The sequence below is a fragment of the Paractinoplanes polyasparticus genome, assembly GCF_019710575.1.
In the GTDB taxonomy this organism is placed as follows: domain Bacteria; phylum Actinomycetota; class Actinomycetes; order Mycobacteriales; family Micromonosporaceae; genus Actinoplanes; species Actinoplanes polyasparticus.
Genome location: NZ_JAHWFK010000045.1, coordinates 143,064 through 169,208, shown reverse-complemented (window position 1 = coordinate 169,208; position 26,145 = coordinate 143,064). Strand labels below are relative to the sequence as shown.

The 26,145-nt window shown below is 71.8% G+C and carries 24 protein-coding genes and 2 pseudogenes; 18 read left to right on the top strand and 8 right to left on the bottom strand.

Annotated features, from left to right (window positions below):
* The first annotated feature begins 222 nt into the window (after positions 1-222).
* From KXC43_RS38150 to KXC43_RS38130, 5 genes are all read left to right on the top strand, one after another.
* Positions 223-2,013: a laminin G domain-containing metallophosphoesterase family protein gene (locus KXC43_RS38150; protein ID WP_221381093.1), complete on the top strand. Its 1,791-nt coding sequence runs from the start codon at positions 223-225 to the stop codon at positions 2,011-2,013.
* A gap of 54 nt (positions 2,014-2,067) precedes the next feature.
* Complete coding sequence (locus KXC43_RS38145) at positions 2,068-2,358, top strand: MFS transporter (RefSeq protein WP_221381092.1); 291 nt, start codon at positions 2,068-2,070, stop codon at positions 2,356-2,358.
* 85 nt (positions 2,359-2,443) lie between these two features.
* A complete protein-coding gene (locus KXC43_RS38140; protein ID WP_221381091.1) occupies positions 2,444-2,644 on the top strand; it encodes a hypothetical protein in 201 nt (66 codons plus the stop codon).
* A gap of 47 nt (positions 2,645-2,691) precedes the next feature.
* A complete protein-coding gene (locus KXC43_RS38135; RefSeq protein ID WP_221381090.1) occupies positions 2,692-3,222 on the top strand; it encodes an RNA polymerase sigma factor in 531 nt (176 codons plus the stop codon).
* Positions 3,219-4,313: a hypothetical protein gene (locus tag KXC43_RS38130; protein WP_221381089.1), complete on the top strand. Its 1,095-nt coding sequence runs from the start codon at positions 3,219-3,221 to the stop codon at positions 4,311-4,313. The genes KXC43_RS38135 and KXC43_RS38130 overlap by 4 nt, the downstream gene beginning before the upstream one ends.
* Positions 4,314-4,319: 6 nt before the next feature.
* On the opposite strand, the gene KXC43_RS38125 is transcribed toward KXC43_RS38130, so the two are convergent.
* Entirely contained in the window at positions 4,320-4,982 is a 663-nt protein-coding gene (locus KXC43_RS38125) for an FHA domain-containing protein (protein WP_221381088.1), read from the bottom strand.
* A 65-nt stretch (positions 4,983-5,047) separates the two neighbouring features.
* Positions 5,048-7,426 carry a beta-glucosidase family protein gene (locus tag KXC43_RS38120; protein ID WP_221381087.1) on the bottom strand — a complete coding sequence of 793 codons (2,379 nt, stop codon included), beginning with the start codon at positions 7,424-7,426 and terminating at the stop codon, positions 5,048-5,050.
* 33 nt (positions 7,427-7,459) lie between these two features.
* Here KXC43_RS38120 and KXC43_RS38115 point away from each other — a divergent pair, with 33 nt between their 5' ends.
* On the top strand, positions 7,460-8,455 hold the full coding sequence (locus KXC43_RS38115; protein ID WP_221381086.1) for a LacI family DNA-binding transcriptional regulator: 996 nt from the start codon (positions 7,460-7,462) through the stop codon (positions 8,453-8,455).
* 93 nt (positions 8,456-8,548) lie between these two features.
* Positions 8,549-9,025: a hypothetical protein gene (locus KXC43_RS38110; protein WP_221381085.1), complete on the top strand. Its 477-nt coding sequence runs from the start codon at positions 8,549-8,551 to the stop codon at positions 9,023-9,025.
* 159 nt (positions 9,026-9,184) lie between these two features.
* Here KXC43_RS38110 and KXC43_RS38105 read toward each other — a convergent pair whose 3' ends face one another.
* Positions 9,185-9,778: a hypothetical protein gene (locus tag KXC43_RS38105; protein WP_308129443.1), complete on the bottom strand. Its 594-nt coding sequence runs from the start codon at positions 9,776-9,778 to the stop codon at positions 9,185-9,187.
* A 183-nt stretch (positions 9,779-9,961) separates the two neighbouring features.
* On the opposite strand from KXC43_RS38105, the gene KXC43_RS38100 reads away from it, so the two are divergent.
* The 7 genes and pseudogenes from KXC43_RS38100 to KXC43_RS38070 all read left to right on the top strand — a co-directional run bounded on the left by KXC43_RS38100 (position 9,962) and on the right by KXC43_RS38070 (position 17,232).
* Positions 9,962-11,302 carry an efflux RND transporter periplasmic adaptor subunit gene (locus KXC43_RS38100; RefSeq protein ID WP_221381084.1) on the top strand — a complete coding sequence of 447 codons (1,341 nt, stop codon included), beginning with the start codon at positions 9,962-9,964 and terminating at the stop codon, positions 11,300-11,302.
* Between the two features lie 63 nt (positions 11,303-11,365).
* On the top strand, positions 11,366-12,091 hold the full coding sequence (locus KXC43_RS38095; RefSeq protein ID WP_255645554.1) for a response regulator transcription factor: 726 nt from the start codon (positions 11,366-11,368) through the stop codon (positions 12,089-12,091).
* 1 nt (position 12,092) lies between these two features.
* A pseudogene (locus KXC43_RS38090) lies at positions 12,093-13,675 on the top strand (sensor histidine kinase); the annotation flags it as partial.
* Positions 13,656-14,810 carry an efflux RND transporter periplasmic adaptor subunit gene (locus KXC43_RS38085; RefSeq protein ID WP_221381081.1) on the top strand — a complete coding sequence of 385 codons (1,155 nt, stop codon included), beginning with the start codon at positions 13,656-13,658 and terminating at the stop codon, positions 14,808-14,810. The pseudogene KXC43_RS38090 and the gene KXC43_RS38085, both read left to right, overlap by 20 nt.
* Positions 14,807-15,511: an ABC transporter ATP-binding protein gene (locus tag KXC43_RS38080; RefSeq protein ID WP_221381080.1), complete on the top strand. Its 705-nt coding sequence runs from the start codon at positions 14,807-14,809 to the stop codon at positions 15,509-15,511. Before KXC43_RS38085 ends, KXC43_RS38080 begins: the two co-directional genes overlap by 4 nt.
* Positions 15,508-16,695, top strand: coding sequence for an ABC transporter permease (locus tag KXC43_RS38075; RefSeq protein WP_221381079.1), 1,188 nt, complete (start codon positions 15,508-15,510; stop codon positions 16,693-16,695). The genes KXC43_RS38080 and KXC43_RS38075 overlap by 4 nt, the downstream gene beginning before the upstream one ends.
* A gap of 9 nt (positions 16,696-16,704) precedes the next feature.
* Positions 16,705-17,232 (top strand): hypothetical protein, encoded by a 528-nt coding sequence (locus tag KXC43_RS38070; protein WP_221381078.1) that lies wholly within the window; start codon positions 16,705-16,707, stop codon positions 17,230-17,232.
* A gap of 28 nt (positions 17,233-17,260) precedes the next feature.
* Here KXC43_RS38070 and KXC43_RS53360 read toward each other — a convergent pair whose 3' ends face one another.
* Together KXC43_RS53360 and KXC43_RS53355 are read right to left on the bottom strand one after the other, a co-directional pair.
* Positions 17,261-17,527, bottom strand: a complete 267-nt coding sequence (locus KXC43_RS53360; RefSeq protein ID WP_369076974.1) for a helix-turn-helix transcriptional regulator — start codon at positions 17,525-17,527, stop codon at positions 17,261-17,263.
* Positions 17,528-17,721: 194 nt separating this feature from the next.
* Positions 17,722-18,165, bottom strand: a pseudogene (locus KXC43_RS53355) (cupin domain-containing protein); the annotation flags it as partial.
* Between the two features lie 265 nt (positions 18,166-18,430).
* On the opposite strand from KXC43_RS53355, the gene KXC43_RS38060 reads away from it, so the two are divergent.
* Positions 18,431-18,985: a helix-turn-helix domain-containing protein gene (locus KXC43_RS38060; RefSeq protein ID WP_221381076.1), complete on the top strand. Its 555-nt coding sequence runs from the start codon at positions 18,431-18,433 to the stop codon at positions 18,983-18,985.
* 134 nt (positions 18,986-19,119) lie between these two features.
* Here KXC43_RS38060 and KXC43_RS38055 read toward each other — a convergent pair whose 3' ends face one another.
* Together KXC43_RS38055 and KXC43_RS38050 are read right to left on the bottom strand one after the other, a co-directional pair.
* Positions 19,120-20,550 carry an epoxide hydrolase family protein gene (locus KXC43_RS38055; protein ID WP_308129442.1) on the bottom strand — a complete coding sequence of 477 codons (1,431 nt, stop codon included), beginning with the start codon at positions 20,548-20,550 and terminating at the stop codon, positions 19,120-19,122.
* 90 nt (positions 20,551-20,640) lie between these two features.
* Positions 20,641-21,345 carry a hypothetical protein gene (locus tag KXC43_RS38050; RefSeq protein WP_221381075.1) on the bottom strand — a complete coding sequence of 235 codons (705 nt, stop codon included), beginning with the start codon at positions 21,343-21,345 and terminating at the stop codon, positions 20,641-20,643.
* 85 nt (positions 21,346-21,430) lie between these two features.
* On the opposite strand from KXC43_RS38050, the gene KXC43_RS38045 reads away from it, so the two are divergent.
* From KXC43_RS38045 to KXC43_RS38035, 3 genes are all read left to right on the top strand, one after another.
* Positions 21,431-21,622, top strand: coding sequence for a hypothetical protein (locus KXC43_RS38045; RefSeq protein ID WP_221381074.1), 192 nt, complete (start codon positions 21,431-21,433; stop codon positions 21,620-21,622).
* 115 nt (positions 21,623-21,737) lie between these two features.
* Positions 21,738-24,470, top strand: a complete 2,733-nt coding sequence (locus KXC43_RS38040; RefSeq protein WP_221381073.1) for a helix-turn-helix transcriptional regulator — start codon at positions 21,738-21,740, stop codon at positions 24,468-24,470.
* Positions 24,471-24,640: 170 nt separating this feature from the next.
* The gene (locus KXC43_RS38035; protein ID WP_221381072.1) at positions 24,641-24,898 is read left to right on the top strand and encodes a hypothetical protein; all 258 of its coding nucleotides are present in this window, start codon (positions 24,641-24,643) and stop codon (positions 24,896-24,898) included.
* A 58-nt stretch (positions 24,899-24,956) separates the two neighbouring features.
* On the opposite strand, the gene KXC43_RS38030 is transcribed toward KXC43_RS38035, so the two are convergent.
* Positions 24,957-25,958, bottom strand: coding sequence for a TerC family protein (locus KXC43_RS38030; RefSeq protein WP_221381071.1), 1,002 nt, complete (start codon positions 25,956-25,958; stop codon positions 24,957-24,959).
* Positions 25,959-26,145: the final 187 nt, after the last annotated feature.

Sequence of the window (26,145 nt, the reverse complement as noted above, 5' to 3'; positions counted from 1 at the left end):
GTCCGGTGAGTGCACGAGCACCTCCCGTCCGGAGCCGACAAATCCCATGCAGGACCCGAAGTCAGTGGGAGGGTGGGGTCACACCCCGGCGGGAGGTGCTCACCAACATCCTCTCTGTGGGTGGGGGAGGCGGTGGCACTCCGGAAGATCAGCTTCGGATGATCACGCAGGGTTTGGATTGACGCCGCCTGATGTTGCGATGCGGCCGACATATTGACCGGTGTGGAACGAAGAAATCTTCTGCGGGCCGCCGTCGCCGCGCCCGCCGCGACCCTTGTCACGGCTGCCCCCGCGCAGGCCACGCCGGCCCGGTTCGACCAGGACAGTCCCCGCTTCGCGGTCGCGGTGCTGCCCGACACCCAATACCTGTTCGACGCCGACAGCGCCGACCCCGCGCCCCTGCGCGAGACGTTCGGCTACCTGCTGGAGCAGCGCGCCGAGGACAACATCGCCTTCCTGACCCACCTGGGCGACGTCACCGAGCACGGCACCGAGCAGGAGATCGTGCTGGCCGGGCAGACGTTCACCAGGATCGACGGCAAGCTGCCGTACAGCGTGCTGGCCGGCAACCACGACATCGACGGCTCCAAGGACGACCAGCGCGGGCCCAGCGCGTACCTGTCGACCTTCGGGCCGCAGCGGCAGCGCCGGTCGAAAACGTTCCTGGGCGCCTCGAAGGACGGCTACAACAGCGCCCATCTGCTCGAAGCGGCCGGCCGGAAGTGGCTGATTCTGGCGCTCGATTGGCGCATCTCGGACAGCGGCCTGGCCTGGGCGCGCGAAACGCTCACCAAGCACCGCGTTCCGACGATCGTCACGACCCATGACCTCGCCTACGCGGACGACGGGGGACAGGCGTACCTCTCGGGCAACGGGCAACGCCTCTGGGACCAGCTCATCAAGGGCAACGACCAGATCTTCCTGACGCTCAACGGGCACTACTGGCCGCCCGGCCGCACGGTCCTGAAGAACGACGCCGGCCACGACGTGCACGTCCACATCACGAACTACCAGGACAGGTACTACGGCGGCGCCGGCATGATCCGGCTCTACCGCTTCGACCTGGTGCGCAACCGCATCGACGTCGAGACGTTCGCGCCGTGGTTCCTCGCCCGCGACCCCGCCCGGCGCACCCCGCTCGAGGCCGAGACGATCGAGCTGACCAGCGACGTCGACCGGTTCAGCCTCGACTTCGACTTCGGCGCGCGCTTCCCGCAGGCTCAGCCCGCTCCGCGGCCGGCCGCCCAGGTGGTCGACCGGCACACCGCCGCCTACTGGCGGTTCGACGAGAAGGGCCAGTCGGTAGCCGACGGCGCCACGATCAGGGACCTCAGCGGTCGCGGCAACCATCTCACCGTACGGCGTCTCGCGAACAGCACCGACCAGACGCTCACCGTCTCGGCCGAGCATCACGCCGGCGCCCCCGCTCACGCGAGCCTGCGCTTCGACGGCGGCAAGGGTCCTGACCGCGGCGCCACCCTGCAGACCGCGGCCGGCGCCCCGATCACCACGGCCAAGTTCCTCGACGGCTACACGATCGAGGCGTTCGTCAAGCTGCCCGAGCCGTTCGAGGGCGACCACGCCTGGATGGGCATCCTCAGCTGGGAGGGCCGGGCCGGCGACGCGGGCAAGCACAGCGGCTGGTCCGATCTCGAGCCCACGTGCAGCCTGAACGTCTCGGGCGAGCGGTTCCTGCAGTACGTGCTCTACTCCGAGGTCGGCGACCACAACCCGACCTCGTGGAGCCACGCCCTGCCGACCGGCGTCTGGCAGCACCTGGCGGTCGTCAACGACGGCCGGCGCTCGATCGTCTACGTCAACGGCTCGAAGATCGCCCGCAACCCCACCCAGCCCGCGCGCGGCATCGCCACGCTCGGCCGGCCGTTCGTGATCGGCGCGACGTCGTTCGACCTGAAGTACGGGCAGGGCTTCTACGGCTGGATCGGCGATGTGCGGATCACCGGACGGGCCCTGCGCCCGGAGCAGTTCCTGCCCGGAGGTCACTTCCGCTGATCTTGGGGCAGGGCCGATGATCGGGGGACGGACAGGAAGGCCCGGGGGCCCCGGATGCTGCAGGGCCTCGGCGGCGCCCTCATGGTGCCGGTCGACCGCCTGGTGGTGATCAGGACAACGCCCAAAGCAGGTCAGGTACGCGCCATCGCGTACCTGACCTGGCCGGCGCTCACAGCCTCGTTGCTCGCGCCCGCCCTCGGCGGTGTCCTGAGCACGTACGCGTCCTGGCGCCTGATTTTCCTCGTCAACATCCCGCTCGGCCTGGCCGCCCTGGTCGTGGCCCGCCGCCTGTTCCCCGACGTCCCGACGCCCCCAGCCGCCTCGACTGGCGAGGCTTCCTGCTAATCGCCGCGGGCACGGCGGCCCTGATCGCCGGCCTGGAAGGCGTGGCCGAACAGCACCCCGCTGGCCCCTGGCGACAGCCCTGCTGGTGGCGGCGGCCGCGACCCTGATCGTCACCGTCCACTACCTGCGGCGCACCCCGAAACCCCTGGTCGACCTGAGCGTCCTGCGCATACCCACCTACCGCGTGACCGCCCTGGGCGGCTCCGTATTCCGCGCCGTGGCCGAGTTGCTCCTGCCGGCTCCGCGACGACCGAACGACAGGCGATGGGGTTTCAACGGCGACTGACAGCGACCGTACGGGAACATGACTGTCGTGAATCGACAAGTACGGGTATGACGCCGACCCGGGCCGCTGCGCCGCCCGATGAGCTTGCCGGGGTGTTCGAGCGGCATGCCCGCGAGTTGCTGCGCTATTGCACGCGGCGGGTGGGGGCTCAGGTCGCCGAGGATGTGGTGGCCGAGACGTTCCTGGTCGCGCATGAGCGGCGGGCGAGGTTCGATCCGGAACGGGGCGAATGGCTGCCGTGGCTGTACGGGATCGCGACCAACATTCTGCGGCGGCACCGGCGTATCGAGATCCAGGCCCTGCGGGACAACATGCGGGCGGTGGCGGCCGACGAGGCGGGACACGACGAGGCGGCCGCGCAGCGGGTCGACGCGCAGCGGTCGGTGGCGCGGCTCTCCGCCGTACTCGCGAAGCTGCCGAGCCGCCAGCGCGACGTGCTGATGCTTTTCGCCGTGGCGGAGCTGGAGTACGGGGAGATCGCCGAAGCGCTGGGAATTCCGCTCGGATCGGTGCAGTCGGCGCTGCACCGGGCGCGGGCCAAGGTGCGGGCGGCTCTCGACGAGGACGGTGCGCGATGAAGCCCATGGATCACGACCTGGTGGCCGTCCGCGACCTTCCCCCGGGGATCGCCGAGCCGTCCGACGAAGCGCTGGCCCGGGTCCGGGAGCGGGTGTTCGCCCGGCCGGCGCCCCGGCGCCTCGCCTGGCAGCTGACGATGCGGCGGATCTGGGTGCCGGTCGCGGCGGCCGCGGCGGTGCTGCTCGTGGTCGGCGTCGGGCTCTACTTCCTGCGGCCGCGCACCATCTCGCAGCCGCAGCCGCATCCGCTGTCGTCGGATCCGGCCGAGGTGCGGCGCGTGTTCGACGACCTGATCGCCGCGGCCGGGAACGCCACGCCGTACCGGCCGCGGGCCGGGCAGTTGATCTACCAGGAGAGCTGGATGATCGACATCGACCTGGCCGACGGGAGGCCGTACCGGGAACGCGCGGAGACGTGGATCGAACCGGCCACGACGGCCTATGTCGCCTCGGCCCGCGGCAGCCTGTCCCCGGCCGATCCGATTCCGCCGGCCTGGGCGTCGGAGAACGCGAAGGATCCCCATCGCTCCACGCCGCCCGGCAAGCGGCCCTTTCTCGAGCTGACGTCGCTGGTGGCCGGTCCCACCGAGCCGACGGCGGCGCGGCGCGACTTCATCGACCGCATCACGACCTACGCCGGGGTGTCCGAGGACGAGCAGGTCTGGGGCGCGATCTACGAGATGGCAGTCCTCGACCCGCTGATTCCGGTGGAGCGGCGCGTCGCGCTCTACCGGGTGCTGGGGGAGCTCCCGGTCAGCGTCGGCGAAACGGGGGTGGACGGTCGCCGCCTGGTGATCGTCCGCTTCGCCGCGCTGATCGGGGCCTTCGCCGGCGGCCAGGGCGGCGGCAAGTCGTACGACCTGCTGATCGACCCGGCGACCGGCCGGTTCGCGGGGACCCAGGTGCTGTCGGACGCCGCCGACCCGGCCTGGGCGCCGCGCGCGGCGGACGGTGCGGTCCCGGAACCGTCGAGGTCGACTGGAGTTCTGGGCGGTCGGTCGCCCATGCCGCCCGGCACGGTGGATCCGGCCCTGATCCGGCGCGACCTCTACCACTTCAGCCTGGTGGAGAACATCGGGGAGCGAGGGTGAGGCCGCTCAGCGCAGGCGCAGCGTGAGGACCGTGCCGCCGATCTCGATCGTGTCGCCGGGGCGCAGGTCGACGGTGGCGATGGGGTGGCCGTTGACCCGGGTGCCGTTGTGCGAGCCGAGGTCGGTCAGGGTGATCCGGTCGTCGTGGACCTCGATGATCAGGTGGCGGCGGGAGACGCCGGGGTCGCGCAGGCGCACGCCGGCCTCGCGGTCGCGGCCGAGCACGGTCAGGCCCGACGGCAGGCCCCAGGCCAGACCCTCGGCGCTGACCAGCGTCGCGACCGCGTCGTCGGGGGCCGGAGCGGGGCGCGGGGGCGGCGGGTCCGGTTCGAGCAGCGCGGCCACCCGGAACGTACCGGTGTCGAGGTCGTCGCCCTGGAAGACCTCGACCGAGACGTCGCCGTAGACGATCCAGGCCTGCTCGGCGATCAGCGCCGCCTGATGGGTGGCCAGCTCCTGCGCCAGCCGGGCGGCGTGCGGGGCCCAGCGCCGGTGGTCGTAGGCGGAGAGGCCGACCGTGTAGTGGTTGGGCACCATCGTGCGGCCGCCCGCCAGCAGCGCCTTGTGCCGCTCGGCCTCGCGGCGCATGGCGTCCAGGATGACGTCCGGGCGCACCGCTGAAGAGGGCTCGAGCCTCTCGAGCCCCACACGTTCGGGCGCAGCGGTCACGGCGTCATCCAGACGGTTCGTACGTCACGGCAGCTGACGAGTATGCCAGGCGGGCGCCGCCACGATCAGGAGACTGTCGCGCGGATGTCTCCCAGGCCCCGGGCGACGAGGAACTTGCCGCCGTCGGCCAGCCGGTCCGACCAGGTTTGCGCCGTGGTGTCCCACCGGCGCCACAGCCGGCGGTCGGTGTGGACGGTCACCCGGGCCGACTTGCCGGGCTCGACGGTCACGGCCGTCCAGCCGACCAGGCGTACGGGCTCGTCCGGCTCCACCGGGCGCAGGTAGACCTGCACGACCTCGCGGCTCTCGCGCCGCCCGACGTTCTTCACGGTCACCGTGAGCGAGGGCGCGTCGCCGGTCACCAGCCGCACGTCGCTGTACTCCCACTCGCCGTAACCGAGCCCGTGTCCCAGCCAGAACGCCGGCTCGGGGGCGCGGCCCGCGAAGTGGCCGCGGTAGCCGATGAAGGTGCCCTCGCCGTACTCGAGCCGGCCGTCGACCGGCGTCACCGACCACGCCGGGGCCGCACCGTCGGCCGCCGGGAACGTGGTGACCAGCCGGCCGGCCGGTTCGATGTCGCCCAGCAGGGCCGCGGCCACGGCGTGACCGCCCTCCTGACCGGGCAGCCCGGCCCAAAGCACGGCGTCGACCCGGGGCAGCCACGGCATGAGCACCGGCGTGGCCGCGTTGACGACCACGACCGTACGCCGGGCCGCCCCGGCCACCGCTTCGACCAGCGCGTCCTGGGCGCCGGGCAGCCGCAGGGTGGTCTTGTCGACCGACTCCGTCTCCTGCTCCTCGGTGAGGCCGACCACGACCACGGCCACGTCGGCGCCCGCGGCCGCCCGCACGGCGTCGTCGATCACGTCGACCGTCTCGCGCGACGCCGCGTTGCCGATCAGCCCGTACAGCCCCATGCCGTCGATCGTCACCTGAGCCTCGAGGCGGTCCGGCGCCGTCGACGGGACGAACGTGTGGGTGGGCGGGGTGAGCACCTCCTCGCCGATGCCGCTGCCCGAGGCGCGCAGCGGGAACGACGTCCCGTCGGACACCGTCCAGTCGCCGACACCCATCACGCCCAGTTCGGCCGGCCCGTCGCTGTGCACGTCGGCCACCAGGCGGGCCGAGGCGACGGTTCCGGTGAAGCCGTCGTCGTCCATGCCGATCATCGTCTTGGCCTGCGCGCAATAGCGCCGCTCGAGCTCGCCGCCCGCGGCGTCGTACAGGATGACGTCGATGCCCGGCTGCCCGTTCGAGGGCGCGGTCAGGAAACCGCCCCGGGCCGGCACGGGCTGCGTCCGCACGTCCACGCCGTCGACCACGGTGACCCGGTCGCCGAGCAGCGCGCTCAGGCCCTCGGCCACGCTGACCTGGTACGGCGGGTTCACGCCGGCCGAGCCGCCGCCCATGGTGATCGTCTCGACCGCGTGCCGCCCGATCAGCGCGACCCCGGCCGACCGGTCCAGCGGCAGCAGGTCGCGGTCGTTCTTGAGCACGGTGATGCCGCGCGCGGCCAGCCGGGTCAACTGCTCCCGCCGTACGAGGGAAGTGGGAGCCGGAAGGTCGGCCGGGTACTCGCGCGGGGCGTCGAGCGCGCCCACCCGCTCGGCCAGCCGCAGCAGCCGCGTCACGTGGTCGTCGATCACCGCCTCGTCGACCTCGCCCGCCCGCACCGCGGCCGTCAGCGCGTCGCCCCACGGCCCGTCCGGCCCCGGCATGACCAGGTCGAGCCCGCCGTTCGCGGCCGGCGCCACCGTCTTGGTGGCGAACCAGTCCGACATGATCAGGCCCGGGTAGCCCCAGGCGCCCTTGACCACCTCGTTGTTGATGTGGTGGTTCTCGGTCGAGGCCACGCCGTTGACGTCGTTGTACGCGCCCATGACCGACCACGCGCCGGCGTCCTCGATCGCGATCTCGAACGGCAGCAGGTAGAGCTCGTGCAGCGTCTTGGCGTCGACGACCGAGTTCACGGTGTTGCGCTCGGTCTCGCTCTCGTTGGCGACCAGGTGCTTGAGGCACGCGCCGACGCCGCTGTCCTGCAGGCCGCGCACGTAGGCGGCGGCCAGCCTGCCGGTGAGCAGCGGGTCCTCCGAGTACGCCTCGAAGAGCCGCCCGCCCAGCGCCGTGCGGTGCAGGTTGATCGTCGGGCCGAGCACGACGTGGATCCGCTGGGCCATCGCCTCCTCGGCGAGGAGCCGGCCGACCTCGTACGCGCTCTGCTCGTCCCAGGCCGAGGCGAGCAGCGTCGCGTTGGGGAAGAGGGTGACCACCCGGCCGCCGGTGAACTTCAGGCCGCGTACGCCGGTGGGGCCGTCGGAGAAGCGCATCTCGTGCAGCCCGATCGACGGCTCATCGGCGAGCGTGAATGCCGAAGCGCCGGTGAGCAGGCGCACCTTGGCCGGCAGGTCGAGCGACTTGACGAGGGCGGCGAGGTCGGACGTCATGTCCCCATGGTTACACGTGTAAGTTTGGTTGTCATGGCCGACTCCACCACCAAACGAGTCACCAGCGCGGACGTCGCCCGGCTGGCCGGAGTGTCCCGCGCGACGGTCAGCTATGTCCTCAACGACACGCCGCGCCAGACCATCTCGCCCGGCACCCGCGATCGGGTGCGCGACGCCGCCGCCCAGCTCGGCTACTCGCCGTCGGCCGCCGCCCGCACCTTGCGCACCGGCCGCTCCGACGTGGTGCTGTGCCTGCTGCCCGACTGGCCGATCGGCCCCGAGGTGGGCTCCAACCTGGGCCACCTGTCCGCCGCGCTGGCCCGGCACGGCCTCACCCTCGTCGTGCATCCCGGCAACCGCGAGGACCGCCCGATGTCCGAGCTGTGGAAGGCGATCACGCCCGCCGCTGTGATCGCGTACACCGGCTTCTCGGACGCCGAGACGGCGGCCATGCGCTCGGCCGGGGTCGCGCTCGTGGTGGCCCTGTCGCGCCGCGACCGGGGGCGCGAGCTGGCCGTGCCGCAGGAGCTCGTCGGGCGCCGCCAGGCTGAGCACCTCGCCCGGGCCGGGCACACGCGGCTCGGCTACGCCTATCCCGACGACCCCCGCGTGCGGTTCTTCGCCGAGCCGCGGCTGGCCGGCGTCCGCGCCGCGTGCGCCGCCCTCCGCCTGCCGACGCCGGTCGGGCTGACGGTTCCGCTCGACCCGGCGGCCGCTTCCGAGGCCGTACGGCGGTGGCAGGCGACCGGCGTGACGGCCGTCTGCGCCTACAACGACGAGGTGGCGCTGGCCGTGCTGGCCGGCGCGCGCCGGGCCGGGCGGTCCGTCCCCGGCGACCTGGCCGTGATCGGCGTCGACGACATCGTGCCGGCCCGCCTGTCCGACCCGCCGCTGACCACGGTGACCACCGACCAGGCCGTGGCCGGCGCCCACCTGGCGGCCACGGTGGTGGCCGCCATGAACGGCCGGGCCGCGCCGACGCTGCCCGCGGCCGACATCGTGCGCGTGGTGGCCCGCGAATCGGTCTGAACAGCGAACCCACAGGCAGGGCACATGGGTGACTCAGCCGGCGGGCGAATGGTGAAGGGGTACCGAAAGCCCGCCGAAAGGGGGATGAGCTCCGTGCTCGTTTCGCTGAACAGCAACACCGGCCACCGCGACTTCACCGCGACCGCGACCGACCTGCCGATCAACCCGGCCGGCCTGCCCGCCACCGTGGCCGGTGCCCTGCCCGTCGTGGCCTATCTCGGTCATCCCGGTCGCGTGGCCGGCCTGCCCCAGCACCTGCCGCCCGGCTGGTCCCTGCGCCGGGCAGCCGACCTCGACGACATCGGCGCCGACGAGATCGTGCTGATCGCCGCGGGCCACGTCCACGACGTCGAGACGGCCCGCCGCGTCCTGCCGCGCCGCTCGATGATCGTCGCCCTGGTCGACGAGGAGGCCCCGGCCGAAATGGTGGCCGGTGTGCTGACCGCCGGCGCCGACGCCTGCGTCCGCGGCGGCCAGCCCGCCATCCTCGCCGGCCACCTGGTCGCCTGCCGCCGCCGCGACCGCGCCGGCCGCTGGTCCCAGCTCAACGAACAGTCCCGCCGCTACTGACACCGCGGGCCCCGGCCCGGTTCGGCTTCGGGGAGAGCCGACGGGACGAGCGCGCCGGCCTGCGAGGGCAGCGCGCCGGCCTGCGAAGGGAGCGCGAACACGGGCCGCGCCGACGCTGCCGTCACGGGGGGCCTGCGGCAGCGCCGGCGCGGAGCATTCTCAGGCGGTCGGCGTGGCGCTCGCTGCCGGCCGGAGCACCTTGCAAGTCTCGACAGCCTTCTTCACCGTGGCATCGCTGGTGTCCAGCCGGGACGGGTCGGTGACGCCGTTCTCCTTGAGGCAGTTCTCATAGGCGGCGTTCCGCCCGTCACCCCGGTTGCCGTCGCCGCCGCCGGGCCGTCCGGAGGGCCGCAGCGACGAGCACGCCTCCTGCGCCTTCTGCCAGGTCGCGTCGTCGACACCGTCCGGCTTGCCGAACATTGCCCCGCCCGGGAAGCCGCCGCTGCGTTCCGGCCGCGGAGCACCGGCGCTACCGTCCGGCCGCGGCATCCCCGACGGGAAGCCGGCGCCATCGGGCCCACCCGACGGCCGCGTCCGGGACCCGCCCGGCGGCATGGTGACGGTGACGCCGTTCTTCTGCAGACATTCGGTGTACGCGGTGAAAGCGTTGTTCCGCTCGCCGCCCGCGGTAGCACCCCCGCCGGCCCCGTCGGAATCCGACCCGCCCCCGCAGGCCGCGGCGAACAGGACAGCAGCAGTAGCCACGATCAGCCCCGCCGCCCGGCGGTACACCTGAGAACCGGCTCTGGTCACGATGCCTTCTTTCCTCGGCCGCGGATGTCGCACAGACCTAAGCCGCCCCACCTCGCCGCCACGTGGGCGCAGCCTCGGAGCAACCTCGGAGCCTCATGTGCGCGTCCTGTGTCCACCCTCTCCGAGGGAACTTCGAGGTGGGTTGGAGGCGGCGGCGAGGAGGAGACATGACACTTCCCGGCCATGGGTGAAGCACTGGGCGGCCGGCGGCGCTGGATCTGGGGTGCGGTGGCGGTCGTTGTGCTCGCACTCGCCGGGTTCGGGGTGGTGCGGGCGGTGACGGCAGATGCCACCGACGAACCGGAGGGGGCCGAGACCGTGGCCGTGGACAAAGGCACGGTGACGACCGAGGTGGCGACCACGGGCACGGTGCAGCCGGCGCAGACGCGCAGCCTCTCGTTCTCGGTTGCCGGCACGGTCGAGAGTGTCGCCGTGCGGGCCGGGACCAGCGTCACCGCGGGTCAGGTGCTGGCCAAGGTCGACGACACGGACGCGGCCGAGGCGGTCGGCGACGCGCAGGATTCGCTGGACGACGCGGAGGACGCGCTCGCCGAGGCTCGGGACGATGCCGCGAACTCCGGAACCGGCAACGGCTGCGGCTCGAACACAGCCGCAGGGTATGTTGCTGCCACCACGGCGCAGACGCGCTCGGTCAGCCCCGGCGCCATGCCGAAACCGACGAGCAGCACGCCCACACCGACGCGAAGCGTCACACCGACACGAAGCGCCACGCCAACACGAAGCGCCACGCCCCCGGGAGGCGCCACGCCCACGCGAAGCGCCGCCCCGACCGCAACCGCGGCACCCGGACGGTCCGCCGGCGGCAGCCCGAGCGGAAACCCAGGCTCCGGGGCGAGTTGCACCGCGAGCGGCGGTGCCCGGCAAGGCGGCGGTCAGCAAGGTGGCACCCAGCAGGGTGGCGGCGACGCCATCCTCAGCGCAGAGCAGCGGGTCACCAAGGCCAGAACGGGCCTCGAGAACGCCGAGGACGCCCTGGCCGGCGCGACGATCAAGGCGCCCATCGCGGGCCGTGTCCTCAGCGTGAGCGGCAAGGTCGGCAGCCAGGTCACCGCCGGTAACAGCTTCATAACGCTGGCCGACGTCCACGACATGCAGATCAGCGCGGACTTCCCCGAGGCCGACGCCGACTGCCTGGCCGTGCGGCAGAAGGCCGTCGTCACTCTGGCCGACCGGGCGGGCGCCGAGTTCCACGCCGCCGTCGTGCAGGTCGACCCCGTCGGCACCAGCGACGGCACGATGGTTCGCTACGGCGTGGTGCTCTCGTTCGACGACAAACCCGAGGATCTGCTGGTGGGCCGGAGCGCCTCGGTCCGCGTGACGACCGGCGCCAGGAGTGGGGTGCTGCGCGTGCCCAGCGCCGCCGTTCACGACGTGGCCGGCGACAAGGGCGTCGTCCGGAAGGGCAACGCGACGATCGAGGTGACGATCGGGCTGCGCGGCGACCAGTACACCGAGATCATCAAGGGCTTGTCGGCGGGTGACGAGATAGCCCGCACGTGGTGATACAGCTGACTCCACACAAGTTCATAGGCAATTCCTAGGCGGCGTTGGTACTCCTTCGACGTGCTGACTGAATCCCGCGCCGCGACGCGCACCGCCAAGGTGCTGGTCGTCGACGACGAGCCCAACATCTCCGCGCTGCTCAGCGCGACCCTGCGCCTCGTCGAGTTCGACGTCCGTGTGGCCGAGACCGGCCACCGCGCCCTGGTCGTGGTCGAGGAGTTCGAGCCCGACCTCGTCGTCCTCGACGTGATGCTGCCCGACCTGGACGGCTTCGACGTGGCCAGGCGGCTGCGGGCCACCGGCTCGCGGGTGCCGGTCCTGTTCCTCTCCGCGCGCGACGCCCGGGAGGACCGCATCGCCGGCCTCTCGGCCGGGGCCGACGACTACGTCACCAAGCCGTTCAGCCTGGAAGAGGTCGTGCTGCGGATCCGCGCCATTCTGCGCCGCACCCACGGTGAGCCGGACGCGGCGCCGGCCGGTGGGGTGCTGCGCTACGCCGACCTCGAGATGGACGAGGACGCCCACGAGGTGCGCCGGGCGGGCCGCGTCGCCGACCTCTCGCCGACCGAGTTCAACCTGCTGAAGTACCTGCTGATCAATGCGGGCCGGGTGGTCAGCAAGGCGCAGATCCTGGACCGGGTGTGGAAGTACGACTTCGGCGGCGACGGGCGCATCGTCGAGTCGTACGTCTACTACCTGCGCCGCAAGATCGACAAGGTCGGCCCGCCGCTCATCCACACCGTCCGCGGCGTCGGCTACTCGCTGCGCCTGCCGCGTAGCGACGACTGACATGCGGCGTTGGACCCACTGGACCCTTCGTTCCCGCCTCGTGCTCGTGGTGGGAGTCCTCACCGCGGTCGCGCTGCTCAGCGCCAACGTCGCCGGGTTGCTGCTGATCCGCTCCTACCTGGAGGCCCGCATCGACGACCAGCTGCGCGGCATGTCCCGCGTGCTGGCCAAGCCGCCGCCCGACTACACCGTCTCGCCGACTCTGCCCGGCGCCCGCTACTCCCGGTACGCCCGTCCCGACGACGCCAAGCCGCTGAAGAACCTCGGCCCCGACCAGGTCATCTACCGGTGCGACGGCAACGGCGTGCTGATCCCGGAGTTCAGCTCGTCGGCCGACCTCGGCCGGCCGCCGATCCCCGTGACGAGCGAGCTGAGCACCGACGGTCCGTACACCGTCAGCTCCAGCGACGGCAGCACCGAGTGGCGGATGATCGCCGTCGCGAACGCGAACGACGACGGCTTCACGGTGGCCGGGGTCTCACTGGCCGAAGTGGACCAGACGACCGACCACCTGCTGCTGATCGACCTCGGCGTGAGCGTGCTGGTGCTGGGCCTGCTCGGTCTGGGCGCGGCTTTCGTCGTACGGCTGGGGTTGCGGCCCTTGACCGCCATGGAACGCCTGGCCGCCGACATCTCGGCGGGCAACCTGAGCGGCCGGGTGGCCGACACGGATCCGCACACCGAACCGGGCCGCCTCGGCCTGGCGCTCAACTCGATGCTGGGCCGGATCGAGACCGAGGTCGGCGCCCGCACCGCGTCCGAGCGCCGGATGCGCCAGTTCCTGGCCGACGCCTCGCACGAGCTGCGTACGCCGCTGACCTCGATCCGCGGCTTCGCCGAGCTGTACCGGCGCGGTGGTGTCACGCCCGGCCCGGCGCTCGACCGCATCGAGTCGGAGGCGGGCCGGATGAGCGTGCTGGTCGAGGACATGCTGATGCTGGCCCGCCTCGACCAGCAGCGCCCGCTGGCCCGGCGCCCGGTCGACCTGCTCGAGGTGGCGGCCGACACGATCCGGGACGCGCACGCCCGCGCGCCCGCGCGGACTGTGCTGCTGGCCGGCCTGCGCGACGACGACGACACGTTCGACCCGGCCACGGTGCTGGGCGACGAGCACGCGCTGCGGCAGGTCGCCACCAACCTGGTCGCCAACGCGCTCCAGCACACCCCGAAGAACGCCCGGATCACCGTACGGGTGGGAGTGATGCCCGCCCGGCCGCCGGCGCCCGGCAGTGTCGTCTCCGGGGTGGTCACGCCGGTCGGTGCCGAGGTCGCGGTGCTCGAGGTGACCGACAACGGGCCCGGGATTCCCGCCGAGCACGCCCCGCGGGTCTTCGAGCGGCTCTACCGTGCCGATCCCAGCCGTTTCCGCGGCAAGGGCGGCGGTTCCGGGCTGGGCCTGTCCATCGCGGCCGCGCTGGTGCACGACCACGGCGGCTGGGTCGAACTCGATCCGGCGCCCGGCGGGGGCGCGACCTTCCGGGTGGTGCTGCCGGCAACCGCGCTCTGAGGTGGCTCCCAGGTTGCGCCGAAGCTCCTCCGAGGCCCGGCCGCCACAGTGTCCGGCATGCCTGCGCGCCTCACCCTGCGACGTCCCGCGGTGGCGGTCAACACCGCCCTCGGCGTCGTCCTGCTGGCCGGGGGTTTCTGGGCCTACCGGACCCTCGCCGGGGACGACACACCGGCCGCTGCCGCCTCGACCCGCACGGTTGCCGTGCAGGAGGGAACAGTCACCAGGACGGTGACCGCCGATGGGACGGTCGAGAGCGCCGGCACGGCGACCGCGAGCTTCGCCACCGGCGGCACCGTCACCTCCATCTCCGTACGGGTCGGTCAGAAGGTCGCCAAGGGGCAGGTGCTCGCGAGGGTGGACCCGGCCGACGCGCAGCGCTTGCTGGACGCGGCGAACGCCGACCTCGACGCGGCCCAGGACGCGGTCGATCGGGCCGAGGACGCCGGCTCCGACACGTCCGATGCCGAGAACGAGGTCGAGCAGGCCGAACTGGCGGTGGACGAGGCCGAGGCGGCGGTCGACGGCACCGTCCTCACGGCGCCGATGGCCGGCACGGTCACCGCGGTCAACGGCACGCTGGGCAGTTCGTCCGGGGGTGGCTCCAGCGGGAGCGGCGGCCAAGCGTCGGCCGCGCAGCCCGAGTCGTCCTCGTCCACCGGCTTCGTCGAGATCCAGGACCTGACGAAGATGCAGATCACGGCCGCCTTCGCCGAGGCCGACGCGACCAGGCTCAAGGAGAAGCAGCCGGCCACGATCACGTGGAACGCGCTCGACGGCACGTCGGCCACGGGCCGGGTCAGCGCGATCGACCCCTCCGCCACGACCGCCGAAGACGTCGTCACGTACGGCGTCACGCTCTCGCTCGACAAGGTGCCGGCCGGCGTCAAGGCCGGGCAGACGGTGAGCGTCGCGGTGACCACCGGCACCGTCCGGAACGCCCTGATGGTCAGCTCCTCGGCGATCACCACGGTCGGGAATCGGCACTCGGTGACCGTGCTGAACGGCGCCGCCGAGGAGGTCCGCCCGGTCGAGATCGGCCTGGAGGGCGACAGCACCACCCAGATCACCTCGGGGGTGTCGGCGGGGGAGCGCGTCGTGCTGCGGACGACGTCCACCACGACGGGGGAGACGGGCAACCGCGGGGGCTTCCCCGGTGGCTTTTCGGGCGGCGGCACCGGGGGCTTTCCGGGCGGCGGGGGCCCGCGATGAGCCGGCCGGTCCTCGACGTGCGGAATCTCACCAAGCGGTACGGCGAGGGCGAGGCCACCGTGCACGCGCTGCGCGGCGTGTCGATGACCGTCGGGCGCGGCGACTACGTGGCGATCATGGGTTCGTCCGGCTCGGGCAAGTCGACCCTGATGAACATCCTGGGCGCGCTCGACGTGCCGACCTCGGGCGCCTACCTGCTGGACGGCGTGGATGTCAGCGAACTGGCCGACCGGCAGCTGGCCCTGGCCCGTAACCGGCTGATCGGGTTCATCTTCCAGGCGTTCAACCTCATCCCGCGCGCGAGCGCCCTGGCCAACGTCGAGCTTCCCCTCGCGTACGCCGGAATCAAGCCGAAACAACGACGGCGCCGCGCCCTGGCCGCCCTGGAGGTGGTCGGACTCGCGGACCGGGCCCGCCATGAACCGAACCAGCTCTCCGGTGGTCAGCAGCAGCGCGTGGCGGTGGCCCGGGCGCTGGTCACCGAGCCGGCCCTGCTGCTGGCCGACGAGCCGACCGGCAACCTCGACAGCCGCTCCACCGACGACGTGCTGCAGGTGTTCGACCAACTCAGCGCGGCCGGCCGCACCATCGTGATCATCACGCACGAGCCCGACGTCGGCGCGCGCGCCAAACGCCTGATCCGTCTCGTCGACGGCCGGATCGTCCACGACGTCCGCCAGAGCCCGGTGGGTGTCGCATGACCTTCTCCGAAGTCGTCCGCTTCGCCCTGCGCGGGCTGTCGGCCAACAAGCTGCGTTCGTCGCTGACCATGCTCGGCATCCTCATCGGGGTGGCCGCTGTGATCCTGCTGGTCGCGGTCGGCAACGGCTCGGCCCGGGCGATCAGCGACCGCATCGAGGCGCTGGGCACGAACACGATCACCGTGTTGAGCACGAGCCGCGCCGGCTCCGCGCTGACCGAGAAGATGGCCGGCGCGCTGGTCGATCCCGTGCTCGCCCCCGACGTGAAGTCGGTGTCACCGGTGGTCAGCTCGTCGGCCACGGTGACCTACGAGGGCTCCGACCACGAGGTCAGCACATTCGTGGGCGCCACGCCGAGCTGGTTCACCGCGTCCAACACCCCGGTCGGGCGGGGCGCGGCGTTCACCGCGGACGACGAGGCGCAGGGCCGGCGCGTCGTGGTGATCGGGCAGACCGTGGCCGAGGAGCTGTTCGCCGGCGTCGACCCGATCGACAAGCAGGTCACCGTGGGCGGGGCGCTGTTCACCGTGGTCGGGGTGCTCGACCAGAAGAGCTCGACCGGCTTCCAGGACGCGAACGACACCGCCGTGGCCCCACTGACCGCCGTGCGGCAGGTGCTCACCGGCTACGGCCCGCTCACGTCGATCCTGGTCGAGGCGGCCGGCCCGGCCAAGGTCGACGCCGTGCAGTCCCAGGTGTCGGCGATCCTCGACCAGCAGCTGGACGTAGGCGGCAATACCAGTACGCCGTACCGGATCCAGAATGCCTCGCAACTGCTCGAGACCCAGACCGAGACCGCCGACACCTTCACCACCCTGCTCGGGGCGGTGGCCGCGATCAGCCTGCTCGTCGGCGGCATCGGCATCACCAACATCATGCTGGTCACGGTGACCGAGCGGACCCGGGAGATCGGCATCCGCAAGGCGCTGGGCGCGCCCCGCCGCACGATCCTGACCCAGTTCCTCATCGAGGCGACCCTGCTCAGCGTGATCGGCGGCGCCCTCGGCGTGGTGGCCGCGCTGATCGGCAGCAGCTTCGTGATCGTCGGCGTCCAACCGGTGATCGTCCCCAGCTCGGTCGCCCTGGCCCTGAGCGTCTCGATCGCGATCGGTCTGTTCTTCGGTGGCCTGCCCGCCGCCCGCGCTGCCCGCCTGCGTCCCATCGACGCCCTGCGCTACGAGTAAGGATCCGTTGTGACCCCGACCAACGACGACACCGTAGTTCTGGCCCCCGGAGACCGGGACGACGGCCTCGCCGCCGAACTGGCCCGGGCCGCGCCGCGCCGCTGGTGGGACAAGGGCACGGTCGTGCTGGGCGCGATCGTCCTTCTGACCGGCGGCTTCGTCGGCGGCCTGCAGGTTCAGAAGAACTACGGTCCGGCGGACACGCCCGCGGCCGCCCGGCCCGGCGCCTTCGGCGGTGGCCAGAACCGGGCCGGCTACGGCGCGACCGCGGGTGCCCTGCCGACCTTCGGCGGCCAGGCCACCACTGCGGCCGCGGCTCCCACCTCCGGCAAGGTCAAGCTCGTCAACGGCGCCACCATCTACATCGAGAAGTCCGACGGCTCGGTGGTGACCGTCAGGACCGACGGCAAGACAACCGTGTCGACCTCGACCACGAGCAAGCTCTCCGACGTGAAGGCCGGCCAGTCGGTTACGGTCCAGGGCGCCACCGGCTCCGACGGCACCGTGACAGCCACCGCGGTGACCGCCACGAAATAGCGTTCCACCACCGCAACCCAGGACCAGCTCACCGAGGCTTGCCGGCGCCTGCGAAGACTTTGAGAGTCTGGGACGGTGACACGCCGTACCGCGCACGGTAGCAACCCGCGAAACGCCCGAGGTGTCGGAATCCCCAGCGCTGTGCGACGTCTGCCACCGTCGTCCGGTCGGGGTCCGCCTGCCGAAGCTCCTCATGGACGCGGTCAAGGCGGACTTGACGCAGGTACGTGGTGGGGGAGATGCCGACGTAGCGCTGGAAGCCCGCCTGCAGCGCCCGTTCGCTGACACCGGTGATGTCCGCGATTTGGCGATCGTGATCGCCTGGTCGGGCCGGTCGTGCAGGACGTCGATCGCCTGTCGTATCGCGCGGGGCGCTGGGTAGGGTCCGCCGGTCGTGGCCAGCCGGTCCCGGTACGGGTGGTCGTTCGCCAGCAGCAGTCCGCGCAGGAGCATCTCCTGAAGGGGCTCGGCCACGAGTGGGTCTTGCGTCAGGCCTGGGTGCTCGCCGAATGCGTCCGCGGCGAACAGCCGGACCATGTTGGTCCAGGTGCGGCCGGGTCCCTGGGAGTGGTCCAGCCGGCGGCTGAGCGGAATCGGCGAGCTTACGGGCGTGTCGAGCATGCGAGCCAGCTGCAACTCGAGGGCTTCGCGCTCGATCTTGATCGCCAGCAATCGGCAGTCGCCGGTCCACCGGTGCAGAACTGTGTCGCCGGCCGGCTGGAACACTGCCCCGCTGGTGTCGGTGGCCACCTCGGGTTCATCCCTGCCCTGCTGCCATTCAAGTCGGCCGGACAGAAGCACGTCGACGTGGTACGCGCCGAGCTCGTGCAGCCTCAGCTTGAGGTCCGTGCCGAAGCGCAGGTCACCGATTGTCACCGGGCCGAGCTTGGCGACCCGGATCTGGGTGTCGAGGCTCCTGGACGGCTCCAGCATGTCGATGAAGTTGGAGTAGAAGTGCTCGGCGAGCACGAACCGGGTCTCATCCAGGTCCGAGCTGTGCAGTGTGGCGGCCCGGGCCCTGCTGTCGGCTTCATTCCCGGACAAATGGCATCACCTCGCCACCACTCTAATCGGTACCTCTCCTTCCACGCGGGTGTAGCCGACACGAACACGAGGACGCAGCCCGGGCCACCGAATGCCTGGTAGCTGACCGACCAGTGGAGTCCGCGGCGCGTCGTGCGCCCATTACGTTCGGGGGATGTCCGAGTACGTGTCGCGGACGGTCGAGGGGCAGACCGGCCGTTTCGTCGAGTCGATCTGGTTCGCGCGTGGTCGCATGGCCGAGCCGCGTGAGCTCATCGCGCCGACCGGCTCGACGGTGGCGGCCCTCGACGTCGTCGAAGCGACGCTCGTGACGCCGGAGCCCTACGACCGGCATGCGATCGGACGATGCGAGGTCGCGGTCCGGAACCTGATCGACGAACCGAACCGGCCGGTCAGCGACATCGCCGCAGCGCTCGGACTGAGCCACGGCTACCTCGACCGGCTGTTCACGGACCAGGTCGGTCTCAGCCCGCGCACCCTGGCGCGGGTCCTGCGGGTGCGCCGGCTGCTGGAGGACATCGACGTGCACGCGATGGTGGGCTGGGCCGACAAGGCGACGGTGCTGGGGTGGTTCGACCAGGCGCATCTGATCCGGGACTTCAAACGTCACACCGGGGTGACGCCGTCCCAGTACGTTGCCGCCCAGCGCTCGGCGTACGACCGCGACGAGGCAGCTGTCTCGGCCGGCTTCGTACCCGAGGTGAGGTGAAGTGCCATCCGCAGGGCGGACAGTGGCCAGCTCGACGCGTTCGCTGCCACCTTCGAACCGGAATGACCGGGCGCCGAGCTTTCCGAGGCGTCGCCCGTCGGCCTGGCTCCGCCGACCACAACGGTCTGCGGGTGTCACCGCAACTGTTGGAAAAAGGCTCTTAGGTCGGCGATCAGCAGCGCCGGTACCTCCAAGGCGGGGAAGTGGCCGCCCTGCTCGTGTTCGGCCCAGTAACGAATGTCGGGGTAACGACGGGCTGCCCACCGCCGCGACGGCCGGGGCACCTCGGCGGCGAAGATCGACGCGCCGACGGGCACCTGGATCGGATCGGTGTCGGCGCCACTGAGCCAGTCGGAGACCTTGTCGATGCTCTCGGCGTACAGGCGAGCCGAGGACGCTGCGGAGCCGGTCAGCCAGTACAGCGTCACCTGGTCCAGAATCTGGTCGTCGGACAGCCCGACCAGGCCCCGGTCGCTCCAGGTCAGAAACTTCTCCGCCATCCACGCGCACAAGCCGGCCGGGGAATCGAGCAAGCCGTAACCGATTGTCTGCGGGGCGGTCCGATGGACCTCGGAGTAAGCCGATGAGGACCGCCCGCGGTGCCGCAGGTCGGCGAGCGCCTGTCGTTCGGCGTCGGTGAGATCGTCGCCCCGGGCCGGGTCGGGACCGGCCAGAGGCGGGACAAGGTGAATGCCTGCTACATGTTCGGGAGCGCGTGCGGCGAGGCAACTGGAGATACTGGTTCCCCAATCGCTGCCCGCAGCGCCGTAGCGGTCGTAGCCGAGCCCGCTCATGAGTTGCGCCCAGGCATCTGCGATCCGCTCGACCCCCCAACCCGGTTCGGTCGGCTTGGCGCTGAAGCCGTAACCGGGCAACGAAGGGATCACCACGTCGAAGGCATCTGCCGGATCGCCGCCGTGGGTTTCCGGGTCGGTCAGCGGACCGACCAGGTCGACCAGTTCGAGCACCGAGCCGGGCCAGCCATGCGTGAGCACCAGCGGGAACGCGCCGGCGTGCGGCGACCGGGCATGCAGCACGTGCAGCTCGATGTCGTCGACGCGGACGAGATACTGCGGCACGGCGTTCAGTCTCGCCTCGGCGGCTCGCCAGTCGTACTGGTCGGCCCAGTACAGGCACAGATCCTGCACCACCTCCAGCGGTATCCCCTGGGTCCACCCAGGCTCGGGTGCTGCCTCGGGCCAACGAGTGCGGGCCAGCCTGTCTCGCAGATCTCTCAAGCCGGACTCGGGCACCTGCACCTGGTACGGCTTGATGTCGAACGGCATCGAACCTCCCCTGCCTGCGGTCAATACATGCGCTGAGCCCGGCGACCATGGATGGTACGTCGCAGACATGGTGCGGGTGCACGGCCTCGGCTGGCGAGAGTTCGACGTCCTGGAGCTCAACGGCCTGCCCCGGCCGATTTCCCGGAGCGCGACGACGCGTGGGCTGATCGCATCGCCGCGCGCGCGGACTTTCCCCTCTACTTCATCGACGACGAGACGGCAGTCCGCGTCGTCGGCGACAAGGTGGACGTCGTCTCCGAGGGCCGGTGGCGATTCCACCCGTGACGCGGCAGCGCCGTCAACGGCGGCGCGCGCCTGAATCGCGGCCGGGGCGGGACGCGAGGGCGCGCCCCGACCGCGGGGTAGGTGTCAGTGGACGACCGTCTTGAGCTGGGCGGCCACGCGGTTGACGGTGTCGGCCAGGTCGGGGAGCTGGCGGTTGGCCACCGAGCCGGCCCGGATGTTGGCCGTGACCAGGGCGCCCTGTGCGGTCTGGTCGGCGCCGCCGGTGGCGCGGCCGATGTTGTGCTCCCAGATGTCGTTGATGCAGCCACGCACCTGCTTGGTGATCTCGGCGGAGAGCCACTTCTTGTCGTCGGCGGTCAGTGCCACGGGAATGTCCTCCAGGTGCCAGGAAGCCGTTGAGGCCTCGTTCGGGGTGTCGTACCGGGCGGAGAAGTGCGCGTGCCCGGTGTGCGGGTCGTGGCCGTCGTACCTGTTCTGCTGCCAGCCGTCGGAGGCCGACCAGATGCGGCGGTTGAAGATGATGTAGCGCAGCCGTGTCTCGGCGCCGGAGCGGCAGCGGGCGAGCAGGAACTGCACCGCCGCCTCCATGCCGAGGCCGGGCAGGCGCAGGTCGGCGTCGATGTCCAGGGCGTGCACCTCGTTGCGGCTGTCGGCGTCCTTGTGCTTCAGGTGCCGCGACTGCTCGTCGGGCGTGTGGTCCGATGTCGAGTTGTGGTTCTCGTCGCCGATCGTGCCCTCCTCGCGTTTGTCGCGGTGCGGGGCGAGGTCGTCGAACTCGTCTCGCAACCGCAGCAGGCAGGGCACGACGATCCAGGTCGGCATGGTCACCTCGCGGGTGTTATCGGGTCGGGTCGGTGCTGAAGGGCCCGCGACCCTCTCCCGGATACGTCGTCCCGCTGACACAATGCGGGGCATGAACGAAGCGACTCGTGAACGAGACGACTCCGTACCTGGCGAGCCGGGCCTGAACCGGCGCGCGTTCTTCGGCCGGGCTCTGCTGCTGGCGGGCGGCGCGGCCACTGTGCTCACCCTGTCGGGCTGCCCGGGCGGTGGCGGCGGCGATGACGATGACGGCGACGACGACGACGGCGGGGACGACGACTAGGGCGGCCGGCGGGCCATCCCCGCGGTGATAGGTACCCGTTGGCATATGCGAACCTATTGATATGTGTGTCTGCCACTTCCTAGGCTGAGGCCGATTCAGACCTAGGGGTGGCAACATGTTCGGGCGCGACGAGCTTCTGGCGACGATCGACAGCCGCCTCGTCGCGGGCGGCGGCGTGGCCCTGCACGGGCCGGCCGGCATCGGCAAGACGGCGCTGCTCGAGGCGGCTGCTTCTGCCGCCGCTGCGCGCGGCGAGCTTGTCGTGTGGTTGCGCCCGGTGCGCAGCGAGAGACTGGTTCCGTACGCGGGAATTGCCGACCTGGTGGCCCAGCTGCCGCCGGCGGCCCGCGAAGCCCTGCCACCCGCCCAGCGAGCCGCTCTGCGTCAGGGCCTGGCCCCACGGGCCGGAGCCGCCGCGCTCGTCCGCCGTCTCGTGTTGCCGCAGCTGCTCGCGCACAGTGCCCGCCTGCGCCCCGTGCTGCTCGTGCTCGATGACTGCCAATGGCTCGACGCCGAGTCGGCCGAGCTGATCGCGTTCGCCATGCGCCGCCGGCCCGGTCCGCGCGTCCGGGTGATCGCGGCGCAGCGCCACCCCGATCCGGCCGGCCGCCGCCGGGCCGTCCGGCTCTGCCCCGCGCCCGCCGTCGAGATCGAGGTTCCGCCGCTGGCGGCGGACGCCCTGACCGCGCTGCTCGAGGCCCGGGGCCTGCCGTGCCGTGCCGCCAGCCGGATGCACGAGATCAGCGCGGGCAACCCGTTCCTGGCCCTCGCCCTGGGCGCGGCGCTGCCGTCCGGCCCGGCCTGGCGTCCCTTGCCACTGCCCGAACCGGCCCGGGAGCAGCTGCGCGACCGGCTCGCGCCCCTGCCCGCGGAAACCCGGCGCACGTTGCTGATGGCCGCGCTGGCCGCCGAACCCACGGTCGCCGTCCTGCTACGGGCGGGACGGGAGGATGCCGTACGGGATCTGCGCCTGGCCGCGGCGGCCGGTGCGGTGGCGGTCGACGGCGATCAGATCCGTTTCACCCCGCCGCTGCTGGCCACCGTCATCGCCGAGGACGCGTCGGCCGGTGACCGCACCGAGGCTCACACCGCGCTGGCGGCCGGCGCCGTCGACGAGGTCGAGGCGCTCCGGCACCGGGCCCTGCGCAGCTCGGTGCCGGACGCGGCGGTCGCCCGCTCGCTGGCCGCCGCTGCCCAGCGCTGTGCCGCGCGGGGAGCCGGCCGCACCGCCGCCGAGCTGTTCCTGCTGGCCGCCGACCGTTGCCCGCACACGTGCACCGCCCACCGGTTGGACTGGCTGGTCGCCGCGGCGCGCAGCGGGCTCAGCGCGGGGTCGGCCGCGCTCGCCGGGCGCGCGGCCGAAGCGGTGCTCGCGGCCGACGCGCCGGCCGGCCACCGGGTGCACGCCCGGTTGGTGCTGATCGACCTGGCCGGGCAGGGCCTGGCCGAGATGGGGGAGATGGTCGCGGCCGCGCTCGCCGAGGCCGGCGACGATCCGGCACTGTCGGCGCCGGTGCGGTTGCGGGTGACGTGGGCGTCCCTGCTGGCCGGCGACCCGGACCGGGCCGGGGACGAGGCGGCCCGCACGGCGCTGGCCGCTCGCCGGGCCGGGGATCCGGCCACCGAGGCGATGGCGTTGAGCGTGCTGGCCCAGATCCAGCGGCTGTGCGGCGACCCGGGCTGGTCCGACACGCTGACCGAGGCGCTCGTGCTCCCGGCCACGCCCGCGCCCGACTGGCTGCACTACGGCCCGCTGTACGTCGCCGCCCGCTTCGCCATGATGGACGACCGGCTCGACGAGGCCCGTGCGGCGCTGCTCAGCCTGCTCAACGTGGCCGGGCGGGACAGGGTCGGCGAGGCCCGGGTCTGCGTGCTGCGCAGCCTGTCCGAGGTGGCCACCCGGGCCGGTCGTTGCCGGGAGGCGCTCAACTACGCGCACCAGGCCGTGCGGGCCGCGCAGCGCGCCGGGCTAAGCCCCGGTCCCACCTGTTACACGGCGGCCATCGCCGAGCTCGCCGGGGGCAGCCTGGCCGCGGCAGCCGGGTTCGCCGGCCGGGGTGTGCGGGCCTCCGAGCAGGAGGGCGACACCCTCTACCGGCGGCGCAACCTGCATGCGCTGGGTCAGGCCGAGCTGCGGGCGGGCCGGACCCGCGAGGGGGTGGCGGCACTGCGCCGGCTGCGCGACCTCGAGGCCGGCTCGGGCGGGGGCGATCCGATGATCGTGCGCTGGCACGGCGACCTGGCCGGCGGGCTGGCCGCGCTGGGCGAGCACGCCGAGGCCGCCGCCATCCTGGCCGCCGCGCGCACGGCCGCCGGACGGCTGGGTGACAACCCGGGGCTGGTCGGCTATCTCGACCGGGCGGCGGCGGTGGTGCTCTCCGAGAGCGGGCACGCCGACTCGGCCGTGCGGCTCTCGGCGTCCGCGGCGCAGCACTTCGAGCAGTTGCAGCAACCGATCGAGCAGGCCCACGCGCTGCTGGTGCAGGGCAGCGCCGAGCGTCGCCGCCGCCGGTACGCGGCCGCCCGGCTCGCCATCGGGGCCGCGCTCGCGATCTTCCTGGCGGCCGACGCCAAGCCGTGGGCCGAGCAGACCGAGCGTGCCCTGGCCGGCGCGTCGGCCGCCGGCACGACGCCGGTCGACCTGGGTCTGACCTCGACCGAGCTGCGGATCGCGGCTCTGGTGCGCGACGGCGCCAGCAACCGCGAGATCGCCGTGCGGCTCTACCTGAGCGTGAAGACGGTGGAGGCCACCCTGACCCGGATCTACCGCAAGCTCGGGGTGCGGTCGCGGACGCAACTTTCGTCTCGGATGGCCACTGTGGTGTCCGAAGTCACCAAGAGTGCCTGACCAGCCACTTCGCCACGGAGGGTGACCTCGGCAACAGGGATGCGGTGGTCGCCGTCACTTCCGTATCTCGCTGTTTACCTGCGTGATTTGGGGATGAAGCGCGCCTCGTGGAGTGTTGTAAAGGAAGGCGACGAGGCCTATCGCCATCACTATCCGTTAAGGAGACGGCCATGCAGTTCACGACCAAGCTTCGCGACGTCCGCACGGCGCTGGCGAACCGCCGCACCATGCGCGTCGCCCACCGCCGGCTCGCCGACGAGCTCGCGTCGTTCCGCACCACGTCCGAGCGCGCCGAACTCGACCAGCTCCTGGCGCGGCACAGCAGCGAGGAGACCGAGCTCATCCGCGAGATCCTCTACCGCCAGGACACCGCGCGCCTGCAGAGCAGCAGCCGCCAGACCGCCGGGATGGGCGGATTCCTGGGCTGACGCCCACAGTGACAGACAAGCCGGCCGGGAGTTCCCCGGCCGGCTTCTTCGTGTCCGCTCAGCGTTTCTGACGGTCGTCCGAGCGGGCCCGCAGGCTGCCGGCGTGGGCCTTGGTGTCCGGGTCCCTCTTGGACTTCATGAGGCTGGCCACCGTGGTGACGGCCAGGACGCCGACGATGACCACCAGCGAGAGCGGCGTGGGGATCTCGGGCACCGACGTGTTGATGTCGACGTGCAGCCAGTGCAGGATCAGCTTGACGCCGATGAAGGCCAGGATGACCGACAGGCCCGCGGACAGGTAGACCAGGCGGTCGAGCAGGCCCTTGACGAGGAAGAACAGGGCGCGCAGGCCGAGCAGCGCGAACGCGTTGGCCGCGAACACGATGAACGCCTCGTCGGTGACGCCGAAGACGGCCGGGATCGAGTCGAGCGCGAACAGCAGGTCGGAGCTGCCGATGGCGATCAGCACCACGAACATCGGGGTGACCACGCGACGGCCGTCGACCCGCGTGATCATCTTGCCGCCGATGTAGTCGTCGGTCACCGGCAGGAAGCGCTTGGTCGCCTTGACGAGCGCGTTGTCCTCGACGTCGGGGTCCTCGTCGCGGTGCCGGAACAGCTGGATCGCCGTGAGGATCAGCAGCAGGCCGAAGATCAGGAACATGAACGAGAACAGGTTGAGCAGCGTCGCGCCGAGGGCGATGAAGATGACCCGCATGACCAGCGCGATGATGATGCCGAAGGTCAGCACCTCCTGCTGGTACTTCTCGGGCACCGCGAACGTGCTCATGATGATCACGAAGACGAAGAGGTTGTCGACCGACAGGCTCTTCTCGACGATGTAGCCGGCGAAGTACTGAGCGCCGAAGTCCCAGCCGGCCACCTGGCCGAAGACCACACCGAACGCAACCGCGACGGCGATGTAGAAGACAGACCAGACAGCCGCTTCGCGGAAGCCGACGGCGTGCGGACGGAACACACCGACGGCCAGATCGAGGGCGAGCAGGGCGACGATGACCCCGATGGTCAGCGTCCAGCCGAGCGCGGTGACCTCAAGCATGGGTAAGGAACCTCCGGGCGATAAGCGGGGCGGCAACCGATCAATCCTCTCCGCTTACCCTGGGAGGTTGCTGAGCAGTCCGTCGCCTACCTGGGACTTTACCGGCGACGGAGCCGCGGGCGGCCCGTTTCCCGCTGCTCGCCCGGTCGCTGCCCAGTGCAACTACTCAGCGTATATAGGCGACCGG